Raw genomic sequence first — 22,676 nt, forward strand, 5'->3', positions numbered from 1 at the left:
ACCACACGGGGTGTCAGACCTTACCCCCATCGTCGCCGGGTTCCATCCGGACCCGAGCGTCTGCCGTGCCGGCGACGACTACTACCTCGTCTGCTCCAGCTTCGAGTACTTCCCCGGTGTGCCTGTCTTCCACAGCCGCGACCTCGTGCACTGGACGCAGATCGGCAACGCCCTGGAGCGGCCGAGCCAGTTGCGCCTGTCGGCCGAGACCCCCTCGTCGGCCGGGGTCTACGCGCCCACGCTCCGCCACCACGACGGCAGGTTCTGGCTGATCGTCACCGTTGTGGCCGATGGCGGCGGCAACATGCTGTTCACCGCCACCGACCCGGCCGGGCCGTGGTCCGACCCGATCCGGCTGCCCGGCGTCCCCGGCATCGACCCCGATCTGGCCTGGGACGACGACGGCACCTGCTGGTGTACGGTCGCCGGGGTCGGGCAGGTGCGTATCGACCCGCGGACGGGAGAGACGTTCGGAGAGCCGCACAAGCTCTGGTCCGGCACCCCAGGCGCCGCCGCCCCGGAGGCACCGCACCTCTACCGGATCGGCGAGTACTGGTACCTGCTCATCGCCGAGGGTGGCACCGAGCGGGGCCACGGGGTGTCGATCGCCCGCGGTCCCGCGCCCGACGGGCCGTTCGAGCCCTGCCCCGGCAACCCGATCCTGACGCACCGGAGCACCACACACCCGGTGCAGAACACCGGCCACGCGGATCTCGTCCAGGCTCCCGACGGATCCTGGTGGATGGTCCTTCTCGGGGTACGGCCCGGCGGAGGCACTCCCGGCTGGCACGTCCTGGGCCGCGAGACCTTCCTCGCCCCGGTGACCTGGGTGGACGGCTGGCCTGTCGTCGGCGAGCTCGTGCCCGGCGTGCCGAACGGATCGAACAGGGACGACTTCGACCTGGCCGAGCTCCAGGCGTGCTGGATCTCGCTGCGGAGCCGCCCGGCGGACCTGTGCACCACGAAGGAGCGGGCCGGCTGGCTGACGCTCCGCGCCCGCGGCGCCTCCCTGGACGAGCCCGACGTGACCTTCCTCGGCCGCCGCCCGCAGCACCTGAGGTGGCGCGCCCGCACCATGATCGACCCCGCACAGGGCCGTGGCGGCCTGGCCGTCCGGCTCGACGAGGAACACCACTACGAGATCGAGGCTGGAGGCGGCCAGGTGCGGGTAGTCGCCCGCATCGGCTCGGTGCGGACGGTGGTGGCCGAACATCCGGCACCCGCCGGCCCGCTGGTGCTGGCCGTCCAGACGGACGAACCGCTGCCGCCGCACGGCCCGCGCGCCGCGCCCGACGCACTCTCGTTCGGCGTCGAGACCGAGGCCGGCGCCCTCACCGTGCTCGCCTCGCTCGACGGCCGATACCTCTCCACCGAGGTGGCGGGCGGCTTCACCGGCCGGGTGGTCGGCATGTACGCCGCGACCGGCGCCGTGCACTTCGACTGGTTCGACTACGAGGCCAGGCCATGAATGGGCGGCGCCGAACCAGGATCCGAACCGCATCCACCCCACGGCGCAGCAGGCGCAGTGGCGACTCACGGAAGGGAAGAAATGAGAACCACCCCCCTCTCGCGCGCGGCGAGCCTCCTCATCGCGCTGATCACCGCATTAGGGCTGGCCACCAGCCCCACCGCGGCCTCGACTGACAAGCGCACCGACAGCGCGATGGACGTCGTGGCGGCGATGCAGCCCGGCTGGAACCTGGGCAACACGCTGGACGCGTTCCCCGACGAGACCTCGTGGGGCAACCCCCTGACCACCAAGCCGCTGTTCGAGGCCATCCGCGCCCAGGGCTTCCGCAGCGTCCGCATCCCCGTCACCTGGACCGACCACCAGTCCGCCACCGCGCCGTACACCATCGACGCGAAGTGGATGAACCGGGTCAAGGAGGTCGTCGACCTGGCGCTCGCCTCCGACCTCTACGTCCTGATCAACGTCCACCACGACTCGTGGCAGTGGATCTCCAAGATGCCCGCCAACCACGACGAGGTGGTCGCCCGCTTCAACGCCTCGTGGACCCAGATCGCTGCCGCCTTCCGTGACGCGCCGAGCAAGGTGCTCTTCGAGAGCGTCAACGAGCCGCAATTCGACAACGCCACCGACGAGGAGAAGATAAAGCTCCTCGCCGAGCTCAACCGCTCCTTCCACGGCATCGTCCGCGGCTCGGGCGGCCTCAACGCCGACCGGATCCTGGTCCTGCCCACCGTTCACACCAGCGCGGACCAGAAGTACCTGGACGGACTCTCCAACGAGATCACCGCGCTGAACGACAAGAACCTGGCCGCGACCATCCACTTCTACGGCTACTGGCCGTTCAGCGTGAACATCGCCGGAGTCACCACCTTCAACGAGGAGACCCAGCAGGACCTGATCGGCTACTTCGACAGGGCGCACCAGACCTTCGTCTCCCGCGGCATCCCAGTGATCGTCGGTGAGTACGGCCTGCTCAGCTTCGACGTGGACTGGAACGCCGTCCAGCAGGGCGAAAAGCTGAAGTTCTTCGAAATGCTGGGTTACCAGGCGCGTGCCAAGGAGCTCACCACGATGTGGTGGGACAACGGCCAGCACCTCAACCGGGAGACTCTCCAGCAGTGGAAGGACCCCGGCCTGTTCGCGCAGATCAAGTCGAGCTGGACCACCCGCTCCGGTACGGCCTCCAGTGACTCGGTGTTCGTGCCGAAGTCGGGTGCGATCCAGGCCCAGTCGCTCACCCTGAACAAGAACGGCACCTACTTCCGTGGTCTGTGGCATGGCGCCAGCAGGCTTTACCCGGGCCGGGACTACACGGTCTCCGGCGACAAGCTCACGCTCACGGCGGCTGCCCTCACCCGGCTGGCGGGCGACCGCGCCCACGGCGTCAACGCGACGATCCAGGCCAGATTCTCCTCGGGAATCCCGTGGAAGATCTATGTGATCAGCTACGACACACCGGTCTTGTCCAACGCGACCGGCACCACGGAGTCGCTGACGATCCCCACCCAGTTCAACGGTGACCGGCTCGCCACGATGGAGGCCAAGTATGCCGACGGCACCAACGCCGCACCCCACGACTGGACGTCCTACAAGGAGTACGGCAGGTCCTACTCTCCCGCCTACGCCGACAACTCGATCCGCCTGCTCAAGGAGCTCGTCAGCCAGATGCGGGAGAACACGCCGCTGACGCTGACCTTCCACTTCTGGAGCGGCGCCAAGGTCACCTACCAGGTCACCAGGTCCGGCGACACGGTCACCGGCACGGCCTCCTGACCCTTCTCACCGAGAGCCGCCCCGCACATGCGGGGCGGCTCCCTTTTTTTGGGTCTAGGCCGTCGCCGACAGGATGAAGGCGAAGTCGGCGGCCCTGACGTCGAGCCGGTACTGGGGGAGGACGCCGGGACCGACCGCCCCGGACCCGAGGCCGTGCACGACATGGTCGGTGTGCAGGTAGATCAGCGGCTCGGGGACCAAATCGGTCTGGTGCCGGGCCGCCGCGAGGTGCCGGTCGCTCCAGCGCCGGGCGGCGAGGCTGAACAGGGGCTCGCCCTCGATGCGGATTCCCGCGCCCGCCCGGTCGGTGATCTCGGCCCACCGCACGTCGGCACGGGATCCGTTGTCCTGCGGGCGGACGTACGGGGTCTGCAGCTCGTCGACCGTGGCGTGGAAACGACCGATCCGCGCCGCCTGCCGCGAGTCGGGGTAGGCTTCGCCGGGTCCGGCGCCGAACCACTGGATCTGCGACCATTCCTCGGGAAGTTGCCAGACGAGGCCGATTCGCGCCAGGGATGGCGCCTTGTCGAGGCGGAGGAGTTCCTTACGCTCCTCGTCCGGCAGGTCGGGGTCCACCATCGCCTCGGTGAAGGAATCCGCCCGTTCGGGCCAGTAGCCGAACGGCTCGGTGCGCACCCGAACGCGCAGGCGCCGCCCGTCGCTGTCCCAGCGGTACGTGCTGAGATAGCCCCAGTCGGAGTTGGCCGCCGAGCTGCGCACCACGACGGTCAGGCCCACATCGCCCGCATCGACGGACACGGTCCGGTGGCGCAACCGGTCCAGGCCGCGGTCCTTCCAGTACCGGGCGTCGCCCTGCGCCCAGGCGAGGTCGTTGTCCGTGGGCGCGCGCCACAGAACCAGCTGAGGACCGTGAAAGCGCTGGTCGCCGAGGCCGACCAGCCTCCCCGAATGTCGGTCGAAACGGGCCGGGCCGAGGGAGATATGCTCGCCGACCGACTCGGCGGGTACCCGTGTATCGGTCAGGGCCGTCGGGGCACTGGTCGCGGCGGGCGGAATCTGGCCCCATGCCACCACATGACCCTCGGGCGCCCACGCGGTGGGCTGCGCCAGCTCGGCCTGAACGGTCAACCAGCGTTCGCCTTCCCCATACGCCTCCGGGACAGGGATATCGACGCACTCCCCGGCGGCAACGTGCGGCACAGAAAGCCGCCCGTCGGCGATCGGGTCTCCGTCCTGCGAAACCGACCAGGTGAACCGCAAGTGGGACAGGTCCAGGAAGGCGTGGCGATTGCGGATCGAGATGCGTCCCGAGCTGCTCGGCTCGATGACGACGGGCTCGATGACCTTCTGGTACTCCAGCATGCCCGGTGACGGCGTCCGGTCCGGAAACATGAGGCCGTCGCAGATGTAGCTAGCGTCGTGCAGGTCCTCCCCGAAGTCGCCGCCATACGCGAAGAACTCCCGGCCCAGGGCGTCGGTGGAGCGCAAGCCCTGGTCTATCCACTCCCACACGAACCCGCCCTGGACCCGCGGGTACTGCTCGCACAGCCGCATGTACTCCGCCAGGGCACCGGGGCCGTTGCCCATCGCGTGCGCGAACTCCGTGTAGACGAAGGGCATGCCGTTGCGCCGGTCGTCCGCCGGGTCGCCCGCGCCGTCGATGGCCGGATAGAACATCTCCCCAGGCCGCAGCCGTCCCTGTCCGATGCGGTGGACGACGGCCGGGGTGCGATACATCTCGCCGTAGATGTCGACGTAGCGGCCCAGCCGGTCGGCTTCGTAGTGGACCGGCCGGGACGGGTCGCGTTCGTGGATCCACGCGGCCATCGCCGCAAGGTTCTGCCCGTCGCCGGCCTCGTTGCCGAGCGACCACGCGATGACGCTGGGGTGGTTCTTGTCGCGCTCCACGGTCCGCTGGATGCGATCCAGATAGGCGTCACGCCACTGTGGATCGTCCGAGGGATTCCGCTGCCAGGGTTCGGGCCGCGTCTGGTCGAAGCCGTGTGTCTCCAGGTCGCACTCCAGCATGACCCACAGGCCGAGCTCGTCGCAGAGATCCAGGAAGGCAGGGTGGGGCGGGTAGTGCGAGGTGCGGACGGCGTTGACATTGTGCTGCTTCATCAGTTCCACGTCGCGGCGCATCAGCTCCTTGCTCACCACGCGGCCGCGATCGGGGTCGAACTCGTGCCGGTTGACGCCGCGCAGCACCACTCGCCGCCCGTTCACCGTCAGCACACCGGACTCGTCGATGGCGACAGTGCGGAAGCCGAAGCGTACGCGCACCTGTTCGGCCGGGGTGGCAAGAGTGGCCTCGTACAGGAACGGGTCCTCCGCGCTCCACGGACGCACCTGGCCGAACGTGAACGTCTCCGTAGCGGGGGCGGCACCCACCCCGAGCAGCGGAATGCTGACCTCGACGGGCGCCCCGGCTTCCACGTCGAATCGCACCCGCCCGCCTCCGCCGGAGACGTCATAGTCGGCGTGCACGAACACGTCCCGGATCCCGCCGACGGGCCGGGCCAGCAGCGCGACGTCACGGAAGATCCCGGACAGCCGCCAGGTGTCCTGGTCCTCCAGGTACGTGCCCGAGGAGTACTGGTGAACCCTGACAGCCAGGACATTGCGGCCCGGACGCAGCGACTCCGAGGCGTCGAACTCCACCGGCAGGCGGCTGCCCCGGCTCACCCCCAGTTCCACCCCGTTGAGCCAGACTCGCGCGCACGAGTCCACGCCCTCGAAGCGCACCACGGCAGGCGTGCCGTCCCATGACTCGGGCAGATCGAAGACCCGGCGATAGTCACCGGTCTGGTTCTCGTCCGGAACGAACGGGGGATCCAGGGGAATTGGGTACGGGATGTTCAGATAGGCGGGCTTGCCGTACCCATGGAGCTGCCAGTGTGAGGGAACGCGAAGCCTGTCCCATCCCATGCCGTCGAAGCCGGGCAGCTCGAAGCCGTCCGGCTCGTCGAGACCCGTCTGGGAGAAACGGAACGCCCAGTCACCGTTCAGGTCGAGCCGCGGGGCATCTGAAGCGAGGACGGCGCGCGGCGCCAGCTTGCCGTAGCCGGGCGAGAAGTCTTCGAAGTAGCGAGGGGACATGCTTTTCCTCTGGACGGCGCGAAAGTTTCTCGCGAAACCGTACTATCGAACATCTCTTGCGGGAAGCCGTGCTGTATCGGCGATGACAGGCACGCCAACAGCCATACCGCGACTGTGCAAGCCGGCCGTGCCACGCTCGCCTGTAGCGGTGCACGAGGCGAAAACCGCGGTTTGCCGTCAGAGACGGACCTCAAGCAGTGGTGAGCTGCAGAAAGTTTTCGGCTGGCTTGCTCTATAGTTTCCTTGGTGCGGACCCGCCGTTGATGAGGGAAGGGTGATCGTGACGGATAACCGAACGGGCGAACCAGCGGCCGACGAGCAGGACGCGCGAGGTGGTGGAATTCCGTCGGTCACCATCGCGTACATCGCCGAGTCCGCGGGCGTCTCGATCCCCACCGTGTCGAAAGTGCTCAACGGACGTTCGGGGGTCTCGGATCAGACTCGTGCCCGCGTCGAAGAACTGATCAATCGGCACGGATACCGCAGGCCCTCGGGCAGCCGGAACAATATCGTGGAACTCGTGTTCCGCGAGCTCGAGAACATGTGGGCCGTGGAGATCATCCGCGGGGTCGAGCAGGTGGCCCGCAAGAACCGCGTCGGGGTCATGGTTTCGGAGTTCGGCCTCCATGAAACGCCTGCGATGTCCATCGACGACACGGTCGGCCGGCGCCCTCGCTGCGTCTTGTCAGTGGCGCAACTCTCGCCGTCCGAGCGTGAGAAGTTGAAGGCGAAAGGCATCCCGTACGTCGTCTACGACCCGATCGACGAGGTACCGGACGGCGTCCCCTTCGTGGGCGCCACCAACTGGAGGGGCGGCCAGGCGGCGACCCGGCACCTGCTCGAACTGGGACACCGCCGCATCGCCATGATCAGCGGACCTGATCATTCGTTCTGTCGCGCCAGAGTGGCGGGCTACCACTCCGCGCTGGCTGAAGCCAACGTTCACCCGGATCCCGAACTCCTGGTCCGGACCCTCCTCACTCGCGAGGACGGCTGCGCCGCGGCGCGCGAGCTGCTGTCCAGGCCCGACCGGCCGACCGCGATCTTCACCGCGAACGACATGCAAGCGCTCGGCGTCTACCAGGCCGCTCGCGACCTGGGGCTGTCCATCCCCGGGGACCTGAGCGTAGTAGGCTACGACGATCTTCCGGTCGTGGCCTGGGTCGACCCGCCTTTGACCACGGTTCACCAGCCGCTGACGGAGATGGCGGTCGCCGCCACGGAACTGGCGCTGGCCATCGGCCGCGGGGAGTCGGTTCCCCAGGTGGGACTGGAGATCGCGACGACCCTCACGGTCCGCGAGAGCACAGCACCGCCGAGCGGCTGAGCCGTTTCGGTGGAGCAGGCCGACACGGCGCGCAACGCGCCGGCCCGACCGCGGCACCCCTGTCACCAATGGGGCGCCGCGGGGGAGCAGGTCCTTCTGCGGATCGGAAGAAGAGCTCGGCGAGGTCGTAGCGACAGTCGCGCCCCTCGTCAGGAGAGCAGGGAGTCGCGGGGGCGCGCGGGTGCGGTGGTCCCGCGGAGGGAGATGGGCGGAGCGAGGAGGAGATCGCGGTGCGGAGTGGCCGGATCGGCGATGCGCTCAATGAGCAGCTCGACGGCGCGGGCGCGATCGGTGAACTGCACCGGACCGTTCACTGATACGCGCGGATCGTAGAGGGAACAGTGTTCCACGGGGAGGACGGCGCTCTCGTCCTCATGCTCGCGGTCCGGATCAGAATGCCGGCGCAGCTTGCCCCTGCCGCGGTCCCTGACTGCGTGCCTTGAGCAGCGTGTCCCGTAGGCGGTTGTGGGCCATGGCCAGGCAGGCGTGCACCGCGCCGCGTGCTACCGAGAGTCCCAGAATCTGCGAGACGGTCGTGATCCGGGGGACGGCCGGCAAGTTCTGTGCGAGTCGCTTGCGTACCTCGGGGAGCACCTCGTCCACCAAGGGGTGCAACCGGCCGACGAAGTAGACGGACTCGGGATCGAGTGTCACGGCGACGATGCTCACGGCGGTCGTCACCGCCGTCGTGAACGCCTTGAGTATCTCGGCACGGGCACGATGGTCCTGAGGTGCCAGCCACAGGTCCTCGACGCGTTCGAGGTCCAGTCCGTGTTCGCGAGCGAACTTCACAAGCCCTGCGGTGCTCAGCAGCCCGTTGAGAGTGCGGTCGTCGATGCCCGAGGAGAGGGAACCGATGTCGCCGAACGCAGGAGTACGTCCCCGAGCCAGTTCCTGGTCCATGCAGGTGGCGAAATTCAGGGTGCTGCTGACGCTGAACAGGGCAGCGTTATGGATACTCGCGTCGTCCGTGAGCACCCGGAGCAAGGACGCGTTTGCGTCACTGTCGAAGGTCACTGGAGCATCTACGAGCATTTCAACGGTTCGGTGGAGGTCTCTGCCGGAGAAGATTTTCATCGGATCGGCAGGCCGAAAGACCTCGGCGCCGTCGCGGACATGGGCGGGCAGTGCCGCGACGACCTGGCGCAGTGGCCCTCGTGCGGATGCGCTGGCCTGCGCGATCAGGTCGACCAGCCACTGGCCGGCAGCGGGGACGTCGTGGTGCTCGACCGTCGGAACGATCACGTGTCCGATCTCACGGCCGCGTAGGTCGGTCACCAGCACGCCGGTGGTCAGGGCGCCGAAGCTGACCCCCACGACGTGTCCGGCCGTCTCAGGCACATCGAGGTACGTCGACCGACGGCCACGCCCGGCGACGGCGTCGACTCCCCCGTCCACGACGAACCCGTCAGAGCGCAGTTCCTCGACGGCCCGCGACACCGTCGCCTTACTCAACCCCGTGAGCTCGATGAGCCTGTTCCGGGTCAACGGCGCATGGGAGAGAACCACGTCAAGGACACTTGCCTTGTTGTAGTCGCGTGGTGTGGGGTTGATGCTGCTCACCTCATGACCTTAGCGAGACCATACGCAGCCCGAACCAGTGGTCTCTGCCGCACTTGCTGAGCCGCCCGTGGGCGTCAGCGAAGCTGCTGATCCTTGGCCCGCCTGCGCTTCTGATGAACTCCGCCTGTTCCCCTCAGAGGGAGAACCTCGTGGCCGTCTCCTGCTGGAGGCCAGGTCTGCCGTGTCGGACGCCGACGAGTGTCGCCGCAGTCGCGCCGCCTCAAGGCGTGTCATGGCGGGTGCTCACCAAGCGGGCCACGACCTCCTCCATGGCGACGGCTATGGCCCGCTCCACGTTGACCCAGTCGTCTCTGGCGTGCTCGAGCAGGTAGTCGCGACGCTCCGGCACTCGTTCCGCGCGCCAATGGGTGACCAGCGCGCGAAGTGTCAGGCGTGCCAGCGCGGCAACAGGCAGGAGCGGGAGTTCGGTGTCCTTGATCGGCCGGGCCCGCTCGTATCCCGCGACGAAGCTGCATGCCTCACGCCAGGGATCCCACGGCGTCCGGCCGAGAAGGTTCGCGAGAGACACAGCAGGATCGAAGATCAAAGCACTGCGCACACTGTCACCGAAGTCGATTACTCCTGTGACGAAGCTGTCTGTTCGCGGATCCACCAGGACGTTGTAAGGGCTGTAGTCACCATGGATCACTTGGGTCTCGAGATCACCCAGCCTCGGAACAACGTTCTCGTGGAAAAGACGGAACACTTCTTGTGCCAGCCGACGGTGCGCCGCACTGGGCGTGTACTCGATGAGCTCCCGCAGCTGGTCGAAGTGTCGAAGGTCCCACACAAGGCGCCGCTCGTCCGCTGGATGCCTGAATGACCGCAGAGCCAGATCCACTCGCCCGAGCATCTGCCCGACCTTCGCAAGCTGCTGGGGATCGGGGTTCGTCCGCGCCAGGACGGCGCCTTCGACGAAGCCGAAGACCCGCAGGATTCGAACCCCGCCGTCTTTCGTCTCGATCGGTACGTTGTCGCTGCCTTCGATGGTTTCCTTGACCCGCTGGAGAGGGAGATGAGGAGCTTCGGCTTCGAGGTGGCGCATCACAGCCGTCTGCAGAGCTACGACAGCTACCGCCTCGTCAGGCGGGGAAACCTTGACGAGATGGTCGGCCGTGCCGGTCCGCAGCCGGAACGTGTCGTCCTTCTCGGTTGCCAGCCGCTCGAGATGTCCGCTCAGCTGGTAGTGCCGGGCGAGGAGGGTGTCTACCACGTTCGTCTCGATGGACTCGTGGGATGATGCCAGGCCGCTCTCCTCGAACAACTGCTGGGCGATACGCGCGGGGGGCGAGGTGCTCACCGTTCGGTCCCTTCGGCTTTCGGCCTGCTACAGGCGCATCTCGGCGATCTCCGCGAAGGTCTCGAGGAATCGCGTCAGGTCGGCCGAGTCGAAGGCCAGCGGCGGTCGGATCTTGAGCACATTGACTGCTTTCCCGGTGCCGCTGATGAGGACGCGACGCTCACGCATGTCGTTGATGACGTGCTCAGTGCGGACACGATCGGGCTCCAGCGACTCCCGGTCCTTCACGAGTTCGACGCCCACGTACAGACCACTGCCGCGGACCTCTGCGACGTAGGGAGACTCGCGAGTGATCTCCTCAAGGCCGGCTCGAAGCGCCCTGCCGTTGTCGAGAACTCGCCGCTGCACGTTCTCCGCTTCGAAGACGTCCAGAACCGCGGCACCGGCGGCAACCGCGATCGAACTGCCCGCAAAGGTGTTGAAGTAACGGACATTCTGCCCGAATTCGTCGCACACCTCGGGCCTGAACACCACACCGGAGATCGGCATGCCGTTGCCCATGGGCTTGCCCATCGTGACGATGTCCGGAAGCACCCCATGGCGGCTGAACCCCCACATCGACTCTCCGAGCCGGGCGAATCCCGACTGGACCTCGTCGGCGATGTACACGCCGCCCGCGGCGTGCACCTCCTCGACCATGTCACGCAGGTAACCGACAGGATCGGTGAAGAGGCCATCACTGGAGTGCGCGCAGTCGGTGATCAGCGCCGCAAGCCTGTAGCCGTGGCGCTCGAGGTCGTTGATCGCGCCGCGCACCTGGCTTCGCATGTGGTCGGGAAGCGATGAACCCGGCGGGACGAGTCGCGGATCAGGAACATCGATGAGCCGCACATTCGGCCCGAGCGGTGACCCCGCGCCGAGCGTCGGCGAGAAGCTCGCAACCTCGCGAGTGAGACCGTGGTAAGCCCAGCGAGTCACTACGATTCCCTCGCCGCCCGTGTGGAAGCGAGCCACGCGCATGGCCAGGTCGTTCGCCTCCGACCCGCTGCAAGCGAAGCTGACCCTCGAGAGCGCTTCGGGCATAGTCGCGACAAGGCGCTCGGCGTAGTCGACGAGTGATTCCTGCACATAGCGCGTGTTGGTGTTGACCGCCGCCATCTGGCGGGACACGGCCTCGACAACGTGCGGGTGTGCGTGACCGACGCACGGCACATTGTTGTAGGCGTCAAGGTAGTCGTTGCCATCCCGGTCGAACAGGTGAGCGCCTCGACCGGAGACGAACTCGACCGGCTCCCGGTAGTTCAGCGTGTAACCAGGGCCCAGCACGTTGTTTCGCCGCTTGAGAGTGGACCGCAATCGCTCGGGCAGTTCACCGATCGCTGCGGGGTCGAACCCGTTGGGGTAGTTGACCAGCGCTCGACTCAGCGTGGAAGTCATCAGCGGGTCCCCTCCTTCGTGGCTTGCATCTCGTTGCGGCTGCTTCAGCGGCAGCCTACCATCTTTTGTTTCAGTTCCAGTCTGAAACTTATTTTGTTACTCGCGCACGGCTGCGGCAACGTGATCGGCAAACGGCAGATCGAGCAGTTGGCGGTCCAGGCCGCGGTCGAACGGCACGTCGAACTACATCCTCGGCCGACGCGAAGAAGGCGTCGATCTGCCGGCGGCCATCACGGAAGCCCAGGAACTGGGATACGCCGAAGCCGACCCCACCGCCGACATCGAGGGCCACGACGTCCAGCTCAAGGTCATGATCCTGGCCAACGAGGTCCTCGGCGCCGACCTGCGCCGCGAGGACGTCTTCTGCGAGGGCATCTCCGCGATCACACCGCAGGAGGTGCGGGACGCCGCCTCGAAGGGGCTGCGCTGGAAGCTGGTCGGCTCCGCCACCCGCCACGAGGACGGCAGCGTCGAGGCCCCCCTCGCCCTGCCGGCGCACCACCCGCTCGCCGGGATCTCCGGCCCGGTCAACGCGGTCTCCTTCCGCACCGACCTCCTCGGCGCCGTCACGGTGTCCGGGCCCGGCGCCGGCCGCGTCGAGACCGCCTACGCCCTGCTGTCGGACATCATCGCCATCCACCAGCGTCACGCCGACGACGACACCGCGCCCACGCTCCCCGTTAGACTCACCGTGTCTGACACCATCGTGACCCCCGGCATCGAACTGGACACCGACACGGCGCCCGTGCACAACCCCTACACCGGCGAGATCATCGCCTCGGTCCCCACCGTCGACGCAGGCGCCGTCGGCAGCATCCTGCAGCAGGCCAGGTGCGGGCGCCGCACCGCGGCCGCGCTGTCCCGCCTCCTGGGCTGCGATCCTGGAACGCGCCGCCCGCCTGATCGAGCGGCGCGCCGAGTCCTTCGCTCAGCTGATCGTCAGCGAGGCAGGCAAGACCATCACTCAGGCCCGCAAGGAGGTCGCCCGCGCGGTCAACACCCTGTCCCTGTCCGCGGCCGAGGCATGGCGCAACGCCGGCGAGGTCATCCCCTTCGACTCCTATGAGGGCTCGGAGAAGCGGCAGGGCTGGTTCACCCGCGAACCGCTGGGCATCATCGCCGCCATCACTCCGTTCATATTAGGGGGATCACCGCCAACGAGGAGCGCCACGCTGCTCACCTCGGTTCGGCGACGGTGACGATGTGACTCTTGCCGTCCGGGGAGGGGGTGCTACGAGCGTGCTGGCGGACCGCCTCCTCGGCGTACCAGCGGAAATAGGCTGCGGCGTAATCGACCTCGCCCCGGGCTTCCGTGATCGTCTTGCCGATCTCCAGGGTGATGATCCGGGCCAGACGCTCACGGTGCCCGATCATGGCGTCGGTGAGCCGGTGCAGGACGGTCGCGCGGTCCCGCGGGCTGGTGAAGGCCCACCCGTCGGCGGCCGCGGCCGCCGCGTCCAGTGCACTCAACGCGTCTTGTGCGCCGCAGTCGGCGACGGTCGCCATGACTTCTTCGGTTGCGGGGTTGCGCACTTCGAAGTCGCAGAATGGTGTGCCACGGGAGCACGAGCGCTGGGTGGTCATACGGCCTCGCCTCCCGGAGCGGCGACCCCTGCCGTGTTCTCGACCGACAGCAGCGAGTCCTGCCGCCCGGAACCGAGCCAGCGCACCAGGGCCACCAGGCCGAGGGCCAGGATCGCGAAGGCGATGAGGATCGCGCTGACCGCGGTCACACTGGCGTCGATCTCGAAGGTCAGCGAGTTGTAGACCCGCACGGGCAGGGTGACGGTGTCGATCGAGGAGAGGAACTGGGAGATGTAGAACTCGTCGAAGCTGGTGATGAAGGAGAAGATCGCCGCCGCGAGCATCCCGGGGGCGGCGAGGGGGAAGGTGATCCGCCGGGCGATGGTCAGACGGCCGGCGCCCATGCTCGCCGCGGCGTCCTCCAGCCGTTCGTCGATCCCGCGCAGGGTCGCGATCAGGATCAGCACCGCGATCGGTGAGGCCAGCACGGTGTGCCCCAGGGCGATCGCGAGCGGGCTGCCCAGCATCGCGGCGGGCTCGAAGAGCAGGAACAGGCCCAGCGCGGTGACGATCTGCGGGATGACCAGCGGTCCGAGGACCAGGGCGTAGACCGCGGAGCGCAGCGGCAGTTCGCTGCGCGTGAGGGCGGTCGCCGCGGTCACACCGATGATCAGCGAGAACACGGTGCTCAGGGCGGCGACCAGGGCGCTCAGTGACAGCGCGGCCGGCCACTTGCTGCCGTCGGCGAACAGCGCCTTGTACCAGTTCAGCGTCCACACTTGTGGCGGGAACTGAGCGAAGGCGTTGTTGCTGAAGGAGGTGACGAGGATGACGACGATCGGCAGCGCCAGGAACAGCAGGATCATGGTGGCGATGGCGGTCAGGGCGATCCGCCCGGCGAGGGTCTTGCGCAGCTCCATCATGACGCGCTCCTCTTCTTCGCCTCGCCGAGGGAGCTGACGAGCTTGACCAGCAGCAGTCCGGCGATGGTGAGCAGCAGCAGGATGACTCCCTGTGCGGCCGCCCCGTTCCACTGGTTGTCCTTGGTCACCTGCTGGTTGATGAGGGTGGCGATCATCGTCTGGTTGGGGCTGCCCATCAGGGCCGGGGTGATGTAGTAGCCGAGCGACAGGATGAAGCTGAGCAGTCCGGCACTGGCAAGGCCAGGGGCGACCAGCGGCAGATAGACCCGGAGGAAGATCGTCACGCCTTCCGCCCCCATGCTGGCCGCGGCGGCGAGCAGCCGCCGGTCCACACCGCGCATCACCCCGTACAGCAGCAGCACGGTGTAGGGCAGCATCATCGAGGTGGTGCCGATGACCACGCCGAGTTCGTTGTAGAGCAGCTGGACCGGCGTCCCCGGTAGCGACAGGCCGGCCAGGGTCTCGTTCACCAGGCCCTTGTCACCCAGCAGGATGATCCAGCCGTAGGTGCGCACCAGGGCGCTGATGAAGTGCGGGACGACCACGATCAGCATCGCCAGTGCGGCCCACAGGGGCTTCAGCCGGGAGATCGCGTTCGCCAGGAGGAACCCGATGACCAGGCTGAACAGCGCCGTCTCGGCGGAGATCCGCAGCGTGGTGAACAGGACCGAGAGGTTGACGCCCGTCAGCGCGTCGACGTACCAGTTCAGGGTCAGCGACCCGTCGGCGTTCTTCAGGCTGAGGAACAGCGTGGTGACGATCGGGTAGACGAACAGCACCAGCAGGTACACGACGACCGGCAGCGCGTAGAGGATCCCGACGCGGGTCTTGCGCGACGCCAGGAGCTTGCGCGGACGGGCGGGGGCGCCGGCGAGGGTGGCGGCCATGGCTCACCCGCCCTGCTCGGTCGGGAAGAGGTTGACGTCGTCGGGATCCGTGCTGATCCCCACCCGCTCGCCGGCGATGGGGCCCCGGCCGGCCGGTACCTCCAGGCGCAACAGCGGAGAGTCACCGCCATCGACCCGCACACCTGCGCGGACCAGGGTGCCCACGTACGTGGCGCTCTCCACCGTGCCGGTACAAAAGCCGTCGTCGGTGGCACAGGCCCGCAGCCGGCCCGGCTGGACGGCGACCTTGACCGGGACACCGGCGGCCAGCTCGTGGCGCCGTGCCTTCAGCAGGCCGCCGGACTCGTCGAGGCGGACCAGGGTGTACTCGTCGGTGTGCTGCTCGATGCGGCCGGGTAGGAAGTTGGCCGCGCCGAGGAAGTCGGCGACGAAGGGGGTCCTCGGCCGCTCGAACAGCTCCCGCGGGGTGTCGAACTGCTCGATCCTGCCGTTGCGCATCACCGCGATGCGGTCGGACAGGACCAGCGCTTCTTCCTGGTCGTGCGTCACGTAGATGACGGTCAGGCCGAGTTCCTGCTGGATGGTCTTGATCTCCACCTGGAGCTGGTCGCGCAGCTTCTTGTCCAGCGCGCCCAGCGGCTCGTCCATGAGGATGACCGGCGGCCGGTAGACCAGCGCCCGGCACAGAGCGACGCGCTGTTGCTGCCCGCCGGACAGCTCGCGCGGCTTGCGGCCGCCGAACCCGGACAGGCCCGCGATCTCCAGCGTCTGCCCGACCCGCCTGCGGATCTCGTCCTTGGGCACTCCGCGCAGCGTGAGTGGGAAGGCGACGTTCTCGCTCACGGTCATGTGCGGGAAGAGCAGGTACTGCTGGAACACGAAACCGAGGTTTCGCTTCTGCGGGGCCAGCCGGGTCACGTCGCGGTCCCCGACGGTGATGGTGCCGGAATCCGGCTCGCAGAAACCGGCGATCATCATCAGGGTCGTGGTCTTACCCGACCCGGAGGCGCCGAGGAAGGTGACGAACTCCCCGGCGGCGATCTCCATGGACGCTTCGTCGACGGCGACGACGTCCCCGTACGTCTTGCGCAGGGCCACTACCGACAGCGGTTTGCCGGTCGAGGTGGCCGGCTTGGCGCCGGCCACCTCGACGGAGGGTCCGGCCACACCGAACTCAGCCACGAGCCCACCCCAGCCACCGCTTGCTGACGGCCTCTTCGTTCTTCAGCCACCAGTCGATGTCCGCGTCGAAGCCCTTGTCGTAGTACTGCGGCGCACCGGCAAGTGCGTTGCGCTCGTCCTCGGTGAGCTTTTCGTAGGCCAGCGGAGATGCCGGGTTCGACGGGAAGGCCTTGGCCAGGTTGGCCTGGATCTCGGCACGCAGCGAGAAGTCCATGAGCTGGTAGGCGCCGTCCACGTTGGCCGCGCCCTTGGCGATGGCGTAGCCCGAGAACTGGCGGCGCATGCCGTTGAGCTGCCGTGCGACCGGGACACCCTGCTTTTGCAGATCGGCGAGCCGGCCGTCCCAGACGGTGGACATCGTCACCTCCTGGCGGCTGAGGAGCACACCGGGCAGTGGGCCGCTGTCCCAGAACTTCTTGATCTCGGGCCGCAGCCGGGTCAGCACCTTGAAGGCGCGGTCCACATCGAGCGGATACAGCTGGTCCATCGGGACGCCGTCGGCCAGCAGCGCGAACTCCAGTTCGGGCAGGTCACCGTCCGGGTTGACCATCGAGCGGGCGCCCTGGAACGCCTTGGTGTCCCAGAAGTCCGCCCACGACTCGGGCTTGCGGCCGCCGAAGGCGTCGGTGCGGTACGCGATGCACTGACCATAGAAGCTGTGGCCGATGGCATGGTCGGTGATCTGGTTCTCGGGGGTCTTCGCGCTCTTCAGGCTCTTGATCCGGTCGGGGTCCAGCGTCTCCAGAGCGTCCTGCGCGACGTACTTGTAGTGAGACATCATCGAGTTGTTGATGAGGTCACACTGTGGGCGGCCCTGCTTGATCTGGGCCAGCAGCGGGGCGTCGTCCAGGTTGAGCACCTTGACGCTGATGCCGGTCTCCTGAGTGAACGGCGTGTAGATCGCCTTCTGCAGGGCCGCGCCGTAGGAACCGCCGCTGTCGCGGACGATCACCGTCTTGCCGCCGCCCTTGCCTTCGCCGGACGAGACACGGCTCGTGCCGGTGCCGCAGGCGGCGATCGAGGGCACGGCGGCGAGGGCGGCCAGGCCGCCTGCTCCGCGCAGAAGCGCTCTACGACCGATCATGGAATCACTCATGGCAATACTCCTCATCTAGGGACGCGTGGGACCGAACTGTGCGAGGACGGGATCGTGCAGGGGCGGCGAACGCGGACAGAAGCACCGCCCGCTTGCGTTGCCGGTCGCCGCTTCTGGGCGCGTGTTCGCCGTGGATCGAAGTCCCCGACGACCTTGTTGTCGGGGCGACGCCGGCTAGAAGGCCGGGTGAGCGGCGGTGGGGAAGCTGGAGCCGTCGCAGGCGGTGACCAGCAGGGTGGCGGCGGTCCTCACCAGAGCCGCGGCATGAAGGCACTCGTGAGGGATGAGGCAGAGCCGGGCCTGCGGCTGAGGAATGTGCCGAGCGGTCCATCGGCCCCGGCGACGTTGCTCAGCAGGTAACTTCGCGAGAGCTCTCGAAGACGATCGGGTCGCGCGGCATCGGCATCACATCACGGCCACGTAGATCTTGCGCACGGTTTCGATGGTCTTCCAGACACCGACGAAGCCCGGCTTCATGACAAAGCTGTCGCCTGCCTTGTAGGCCACCGGCTCGCCATCTTCCGGCGTGAGTTCGACGATGCCGGAGAGGATATGGCAGAACTCGAAAGTCTCGCCCTTGATCGAGCGCGTCTCGCCGGGCGTCGCTTCCCAGACGCCCGTATGGATCGTCTCCCCGCGGGCGACGTCCTGGGCCCAGGTCTTGAAGGCGGGGTTGCCGGAAATCAGGCGTTCCGGGAGCGGGCCGGACTCGCGCGGCGCGAAGGAGGGATTGGTGTCGATGGCCTTCAGGAGCGACATGTTTTTCCTTTTGGGCTTGAGAAGTTGGTAGCCGCTGCCACGGTCGATGAGCCGTTGCCGAGCGGCGTCTGGCACGTACTCGTGGGCGTGGCCCGTTCCCGATGTGCGGAGGCTGGCGACGCGTTGCGGCTGGTGTCGGGGTGGCCGGGGTGGCGCGGATGCGGTCCTCGGCACGGTCGCACTGTGGGTGGCGCAGTTCGAGTGCGGCGATCGGGGCATGCAGTGGCATTCAGCCAGCGGTGTACCCGCCGTCGACGGTCAGGACCGATCCGGTGACGTACGACGACTCCGACGAGGCGAAGAAGAGCACCGCGTCGGCGACCTCTTCGGGGGTGGCGAGGCGTTGGAGCGGGATCTGGCTCTCACGCTCGCGGCGGTAGGCCTCGGGGTCGGGCCTGTGCTGGATCGACGCTTCGATGATCGGAGTGGCGGTCAGCCCCGGAGCAACGACGTTGACGCGGATGTTGCGCGGCGCCCATTCGATCGCCGCGCCCTTGGCCAGCATGATGAGGCCCCCCTTGGCGGCGGAATACAAGACCTGCCCGGACATGCCGACCATGCCGAGCCGTGAACTGACGCAGACGAACGAGCCCCCTTCGGGGGGCATCAGCGGCGCGAAGTGCTTCATCACCAGGAACGCGCTGAGCAGGTTGCTCTCGAGCACATTCTTCGCGTCGCCGTAGGCCATCTCGGTGAGCGGACTGACGGCCTGCAGGCCGTGGTTGAGGACGACGACGTCGACGGTGCCGAAGGACTCCGCAGCCTGCTTGGCCAGGTGCTCGACGAACGCCTCGTCATTGAGGTCTCCGGGAACGTACAGGTCGTCGGGCTCAGTGCTGTCGAGCCGCTCCCTGCGGCCGGTGAGCAGCAGCCGCGCCCCCTCGCGGCGGAAGTGGGAACTCACCGCCTGCCCGATGCCACTGCTGGCGCCGGTCACCAGGGCCGCCACGTTGTTGAGTCTCATGTCAGGCACTCCTGGGGGGAGGTCGGTCGGGTTGCGGGCTCGGGGCCGGTCAGTTGAGGAATCCGCGGGCGTCGACCGGCCAGCGCTGCAGCGACGTGCCCATGCTGTCGGTGACGATCAGTTCCTCGAAACCGAGGACGACCGGGCATACGTGGTTCGGCACCACCGGTACGACGGTGCCGACGCTGGGGCGGAACTCGCCGTCCGGCAGCGGGAGGAATCCGTGGTACTCGTTGAGCTTGGACAGGACTGCCTTCGTGCCGGCGATGCCGCCGTAGCCGAGCTCGGGGCTGCCTTCACGGCTGAGGGCTTTGGTGCCCACATCGAGGATGACCTGGTCGGGGACCCAGTCGCTGACCACGGTGCCGGCGACGAACAGCGCGATCTGGTCCTCCGTACAGGCGCCGAGCCGGGTGTTGTTCAGATCGCCGAAGACGTACTCGCCGGGACGGATCTCGGTGATCACGCTGCTGCTGGTGGAGAACTCGAGGGTGGGAGTGGAGCCGGCGCTGACCACCTGTGCGGTGACCCCGACGTCGGCGAGGCTGCGTACCGCGGTGATGAGCGCGGCTTCCTGGTCCTGCGCGGCGCGCCGGCGAGCGTCCCGACCGGCGCCGCCGTGACCTGGATAGGTGAAGACGCCCACCGGCACCAGACCGCGCTTGCGGGCGGCGAGCGCGAGGTCGCCCGCAGCCTCGGGCGGCGCCCCGGAACGACGGGCGCCACAGTCGACCTCGATCACGACCTGCAGCCGGTCGGGTTCGTCTCCCATCGCGTCGGCGAGGGCCTCGACCGCCGGCACGTTGTCGACGCCGACCCGCAGCCGGGCGGACTCGGCGAGTCGGCGGATCCGGGTGCCTTTCGTTCCCGCGGGCCAGATCGTGTAGGCGAGGAAGATGTCGTCGAATCCAGCCGCGGCGAAGACCTCAGCCTCACCGACATTGCCCGCGGTGATCCCGACCGCGCCGGCCTCCACCTGACGCCGCCCGATCTCCACACACTTGTGCGTCTTGACGTGCGGCCTGACCTTGAGGTTGTGCTGGTCGGCGAAGCCCTGAATGCGCTCGATGTTGCCCTGCATGACGTCGACCAGCACGATCGGCGCGGGGGTGTCGATCCGCTCGGCCAGAGCGTCGAGTGCTCGTTGCAGCCGGTTCACGCTGCCCTCCTTGTGGTTCTGCCTGGGAATGATCGGGGGCGCGGGTGCTGACTCCCCCTGGATACCGAACGCGCGCGGCCCGCGACATCGCGCGTGCTCGCGCCACACCACCGTCGTGCCCCGGCCTACACCGCGGTGCAGACCATCTGGATCTCGACCGGACTGTTGAGCGGTAGTCCGGCCACACCGATCGCAGTGCGAGCGTGCCGTCCGTTCTCGCCCAGCACCTCGATGAGCAGTTCACTGGCGGCGTTGGCGACGTTCGACTGCTCACCGAAGTCCGGCGTACTGGCCACGAAGAGCAGCATCTGCACGATCCGGACCCGGTCCAGGTCGCCCACCGCCTGCACAGCGGCAGCGAGCGCGTTGAGCGCGGCATGGCGCGCGAGCTCCCGCGCCGTCTCCAGCTCGACGTCCCGGCCGACAATGCCCTCACCCAGCAGCCAACCGTCCTTGTAAGGCAGTTGGCCCGAAATGTAGATGCTGGAATCCACACTCCGGTGGTGCACGTAGTACGGGTTGTCACGGAGCTCGGGAAGGGCCAGACCCAATGCCTGGAGCCGATCGGAAGCCGAGTCGGTGTTCGCTGCCGAAGTCACGGACTGGCTCATCGCGCCATCTCCGCGGACGGAACAGAGCACAAACCCACGCAGTTGGCCATGAGAACCCGCTTCGTACGAATCTTGATTATCTGCACTCGGCTCTCCTCTCGAGTGACAGTGGCGACAAACGCCATATGGTGGCTTGAAACCGCTACTATTGTCGTTTGTCGACCATATGGGTGCCCGTCGAGCACTGTCAATACAAACTTCAGCCTCGAGTGCGACCTCGGAACACCACGTGCGGCTCGACCCGCCGCTGCTGGAAGCGACGGTCGACGCCGCGACCCGGCTCACCTTCGCGTCCACCCCGCTGAATTCCCGCACGGGGGACGGCGGTCTGGTATGCGCGCAGGTGGGAGATTGGATCGACGGAGGGGCCCCGGCGCGTTGTGGTCACCAGCCCGCGCTGTGCGGGCCGGTTCCTGCGCTCACGCTGCCCGCGCGGCATGCAGCCGGAGATCCACGCCTGCTGACGACACCCAGCTGCTGAGGGTTTTCCAGGGGAAGGCCACGACGCCGACTGCGCCGCGGGAGAACCGCGCGTATGACACAAGGCCGCCACGACCCGCCGTCTCCTGGAAGAACGGACCCGCCCGCGCAGCTACCCCGCAACCGTAAACGCCCCGTCGCCCCCTACCCGTCCCACCGCGCCGGCAACCGGCAACCGGCACTCAAGATCCACTACAAGATCGCGTTGACAGTGCGAGCGTGATCCTTGACTTTTCGGCATTGGTCTACAACGTCACGGTGGCGAGCGGGCTTGGACACTTCACGCAGGCGGCATGGCCTCATACATGCCGGGGCGTGCGTTCCCCTGGATCTCCCGTCTGGGCTCGCAGTCCCATTGGGAAATGGGCAGCCAGTTCCTGGCGGAACGCGTCGGTGTCGCCTTCCAGGGCAACCGCGGCCAACCTCTCGTGCTCGACGACCAATTGATGCGGGTCGTCGCTGTAAGTGCGGTGATCGACGCTGAGGTAGAGGCGCAGCTTGGTCTCCCAGCCGCTCCAAAGACTCTGCAGGATGCCATGCCCCGAGAGATCGTAGAAGAGCCTGTGGAAGCGAAGGTGTGCGTCGATACTGGCAGGGATGTCGTCCATCTCCATTGCCCGGCGGAGATCCTCGACAGTTTGCATCAACTGCGGCCGCTCAGAACCGCGTAGCGCTTCGGCCGAGAGCTCAGCGGCGTACGGCTCGACACGCAGGCGGACCGAGTCGATCTCGGCGACCTCACGAGCGCTCACCTCTACGACGAACGCCCCACGGTAAGGGATCTTTACGACGAGCCCTTCCTCCTCCAGCTTGGTCAGCGCCTCGCGCAGCGGGGACCGGCTGATCCCGAGATCCGCGGCGATGTGCGCCTCGCGCAGCTGTCCACCAGGAGGTACGGTCCCATCGAGGATGGCGGCACGCAGCACGCGATAGACGCCGTCCGGCGTCGTCGTCCGCTGCTCCTGCCACTCGAACTTGTGGTCCACCCCGTTGCCCTCCGTCGGTGCTTGTCGACCACTTGGTCGTTTGTCGACTATACCTCCGCTGGTTTGCATCCACACCTCAAGTTGGTTGTCTGGCACGGAGCTCCCTGAATTCACAGCCGTGCCCCATCCGGCTCACGGTCGCGGCGACAGGTCGGTGTCTCGAGTGGTGCCGTTTGGTTGTCAGGCCGATGCCGGTCCGGCGACGCGGGTGCTTGTGGACCTGCAGCAGGTGCAGCCGACCAAGGGGAGCGCGGCGGTCCGTGGCTCGGCAGT

19 protein-coding genes and 2 pseudogenes are annotated in these 22,676 nt (G+C 67.5%); 5 read left to right on the plus strand and 16 right to left on the minus strand.

Annotated elements, in window-relative coordinates; genetic code table 11:
- Positions 1-10: 10 nt before the first annotated feature.
- Together OHA25_RS23475 and OHA25_RS23480 are read left to right on the plus strand one after the other, a co-directional pair.
- Positions 11-1,468 (plus strand): glycoside hydrolase family 43 protein, encoded by a 1,458-nt coding sequence (locus OHA25_RS23475; protein ID WP_327589642.1) that lies wholly within the window; start codon positions 11-13, stop codon positions 1,466-1,468.
- 81 nt (positions 1,469-1,549) lie between these two features.
- Positions 1,550-3,244 (plus strand): cellulase family glycosylhydrolase, encoded by a 1,695-nt coding sequence (locus OHA25_RS23480; RefSeq protein WP_327589643.1) that lies wholly within the window; start codon positions 1,550-1,552, stop codon positions 3,242-3,244.
- A gap of 54 nt (positions 3,245-3,298) precedes the next feature.
- Here the strand turns inward: OHA25_RS23480 and OHA25_RS23485 are convergent, their stop codons facing one another.
- On the minus strand, positions 3,299-6,304 hold the full coding sequence (locus OHA25_RS23485) for a glycoside hydrolase family 2 TIM barrel-domain containing protein (protein ID WP_327589644.1): 3,006 nt from the start codon (positions 6,302-6,304) through the stop codon (positions 3,299-3,301).
- A gap of 280 nt (positions 6,305-6,584) precedes the next feature.
- On the opposite strand from OHA25_RS23485, the gene OHA25_RS23490 reads away from it, so the two are divergent.
- Positions 6,585-7,631: a LacI family DNA-binding transcriptional regulator gene (locus OHA25_RS23490; protein ID WP_327589645.1), complete on the plus strand. Its 1,047-nt coding sequence runs from the start codon at positions 6,585-6,587 to the stop codon at positions 7,629-7,631.
- Between the two features lie 149 nt (positions 7,632-7,780).
- Here OHA25_RS23490 and OHA25_RS23495 read toward each other — a convergent pair whose 3' ends face one another.
- The 4 genes from OHA25_RS23495 to OHA25_RS23510 form a co-directional block, all read right to left on the minus strand.
- A complete protein-coding gene (locus tag OHA25_RS23495) occupies positions 7,781-7,945 on the minus strand; it encodes a hypothetical protein (protein WP_327589646.1) in 165 nt (54 codons plus the stop codon).
- Between the two features lie 76 nt (positions 7,946-8,021).
- On the minus strand, positions 8,022-9,194 hold the full coding sequence (locus OHA25_RS23500; protein ID WP_327589647.1) for an ROK family transcriptional regulator: 1,173 nt from the start codon (positions 9,192-9,194) through the stop codon (positions 8,022-8,024).
- A gap of 220 nt (positions 9,195-9,414) precedes the next feature.
- Entirely contained in the window at positions 9,415-10,494 is a 1,080-nt protein-coding gene (locus OHA25_RS23505) for a phosphotransferase (RefSeq protein ID WP_327589648.1), read from the minus strand.
- A 27-nt stretch (positions 10,495-10,521) separates the two neighbouring features.
- Positions 10,522-11,871: an aspartate aminotransferase family protein gene (locus tag OHA25_RS23510; RefSeq protein WP_327589649.1), complete on the minus strand. Its 1,350-nt coding sequence runs from the start codon at positions 11,869-11,871 to the stop codon at positions 10,522-10,524.
- Between the two features lie 181 nt (positions 11,872-12,052).
- Between OHA25_RS23510 and OHA25_RS61475 the strand changes: the two are divergent.
- Positions 12,053-12,490, plus strand: a pseudogene (locus tag OHA25_RS61475) (homoserine dehydrogenase); the annotation flags it as partial.
- A gap of 283 nt (positions 12,491-12,773) precedes the next feature.
- Entirely contained in the window at positions 12,774-13,070 is a 297-nt protein-coding gene (locus OHA25_RS61480; RefSeq protein WP_442942203.1) for an aldehyde dehydrogenase family protein, read from the plus strand.
- Here OHA25_RS61480 and OHA25_RS23520 read toward each other — a convergent pair.
- From OHA25_RS23520 to OHA25_RS23570, 11 genes and pseudogenes are all read right to left on the minus strand, one after another.
- A complete protein-coding gene (locus OHA25_RS23520; protein ID WP_327589650.1) occupies positions 13,048-13,455 on the minus strand; it encodes an aldehyde dehydrogenase family protein in 408 nt (135 codons plus the stop codon). The genes OHA25_RS61480 and OHA25_RS23520 overlap by 23 nt on opposite strands.
- A complete protein-coding gene (locus tag OHA25_RS23525) occupies positions 13,452-14,318 on the minus strand; it encodes an ABC transporter permease (RefSeq protein ID WP_327589651.1) in 867 nt (288 codons plus the stop codon). Before OHA25_RS23525 ends, OHA25_RS23520 begins: the two co-directional genes overlap by 4 nt.
- Complete coding sequence (locus tag OHA25_RS23530; RefSeq protein ID WP_327589652.1) at positions 14,315-15,205, minus strand: ABC transporter permease; 891 nt, start codon at positions 15,203-15,205, stop codon at positions 14,315-14,317. The genes OHA25_RS23525 and OHA25_RS23530 overlap by 4 nt, the downstream gene beginning before the upstream one ends.
- 3 nt (positions 15,206-15,208) lie before the next feature.
- On the minus strand, positions 15,209-16,348 hold the full coding sequence (locus OHA25_RS23535) for an ABC transporter ATP-binding protein (RefSeq protein WP_327589653.1): 1,140 nt from the start codon (positions 16,346-16,348) through the stop codon (positions 15,209-15,211).
- The gene (locus OHA25_RS23540; RefSeq protein WP_327589654.1) at positions 16,341-17,444 is read right to left on the minus strand and encodes an ABC transporter substrate-binding protein; all 1,104 of its coding nucleotides are present in this window, start codon (positions 17,442-17,444) and stop codon (positions 16,341-16,343) included. Before OHA25_RS23540 ends, OHA25_RS23535 begins: the two co-directional genes overlap by 8 nt.
- 48 nt (positions 17,445-17,492) lie before the next feature.
- Positions 17,493-17,696, minus strand: a pseudogene (locus OHA25_RS23545) (transposase); the annotation flags it as partial.
- A gap of 153 nt (positions 17,697-17,849) precedes the next feature.
- The gene (locus OHA25_RS23550) at positions 17,850-18,203 is read right to left on the minus strand and encodes a cupin domain-containing protein (protein WP_327589655.1); all 354 of its coding nucleotides are present in this window, start codon (positions 18,201-18,203) and stop codon (positions 17,850-17,852) included.
- 229 nt (positions 18,204-18,432) lie between these two features.
- A complete protein-coding gene (locus OHA25_RS23555; protein ID WP_327589656.1) occupies positions 18,433-19,167 on the minus strand; it encodes an SDR family NAD(P)-dependent oxidoreductase in 735 nt (244 codons plus the stop codon).
- Positions 19,168-19,216: 49 nt separating this feature from the next.
- A complete protein-coding gene (locus tag OHA25_RS23560) occupies positions 19,217-20,326 on the minus strand; it encodes an alanine racemase (RefSeq protein ID WP_327589657.1) in 1,110 nt (369 codons plus the stop codon).
- Between the two features lie 125 nt (positions 20,327-20,451).
- A complete protein-coding gene (locus OHA25_RS23565; RefSeq protein WP_327589658.1) occupies positions 20,452-20,925 on the minus strand; it encodes a RidA family protein in 474 nt (157 codons plus the stop codon).
- Positions 20,926-21,716: 791 nt separating this feature from the next.
- Complete coding sequence (locus OHA25_RS23570; protein ID WP_327589659.1) at positions 21,717-22,403, minus strand: GntR family transcriptional regulator; 687 nt, start codon at positions 22,401-22,403, stop codon at positions 21,717-21,719.
- Positions 22,404-22,676 lie beyond the last annotated feature (273 nt).

It is taken from the genome of Nonomuraea sp. NBC_00507, assembly GCF_036013525.1.
GTDB lineage: Bacteria > Actinomycetota > Actinomycetes > Streptosporangiales > Streptosporangiaceae > Nonomuraea.

Excerpts from the sequence above, each read along its gene's own strand:
- OHA25_RS23510 (WP_327589649.1), bottom strand. The coding sequence starts at position 11,871 with ATGACTTCCACGCTGAGTCGAGCGCTGGTCAACTACCCCAACGGGTTC.
- OHA25_RS23530 (WP_327589652.1), bottom strand. The coding sequence starts at position 15,205 with ATGGCCGCCACCCTCGCCGGCGCCCCCGCCCGTCCGCGCAAGCTCCTG.
- OHA25_RS23525 (WP_327589651.1), bottom strand. The coding sequence starts at position 14,318 with ATGATGGAGCTGCGCAAGACCCTCGCCGGGCGGATCGCCCTGACCGCC.
- OHA25_RS23540 (WP_327589654.1), bottom strand. The coding sequence starts at position 17,444 with ATGAGTGATTCCATGATCGGTCGTAGAGCGCTTCTGCGCGGAGCAGGC.
- OHA25_RS23555 (WP_327589656.1), bottom strand. The coding sequence starts at position 19,167 with ATGAGACTCAACAACGTGGCGGCCCTGGTGACCGGCGCCAGCAGTGGC.
- OHA25_RS23520 (WP_327589650.1), bottom strand. The coding sequence starts at position 13,455 with ATGACCACCCAGCGCTCGTGCTCCCGTGGCACACCATTCTGCGACTTC.
- OHA25_RS23480 (WP_327589643.1), top strand. The coding sequence starts at position 1,550 with ATGAGAACCACCCCCCTCTCGCGCGCGGCGAGCCTCCTCATCGCGCTG.
- OHA25_RS23485 (WP_327589644.1), bottom strand. The coding sequence starts at position 6,304 with ATGTCCCCTCGCTACTTCGAAGACTTCTCGCCCGGCTACGGCAAGCTG.
- OHA25_RS23550 (WP_327589655.1), bottom strand. The coding sequence starts at position 18,203 with ATGTCGCTCCTGAAGGCCATCGACACCAATCCCTCCTTCGCGCCGCGC.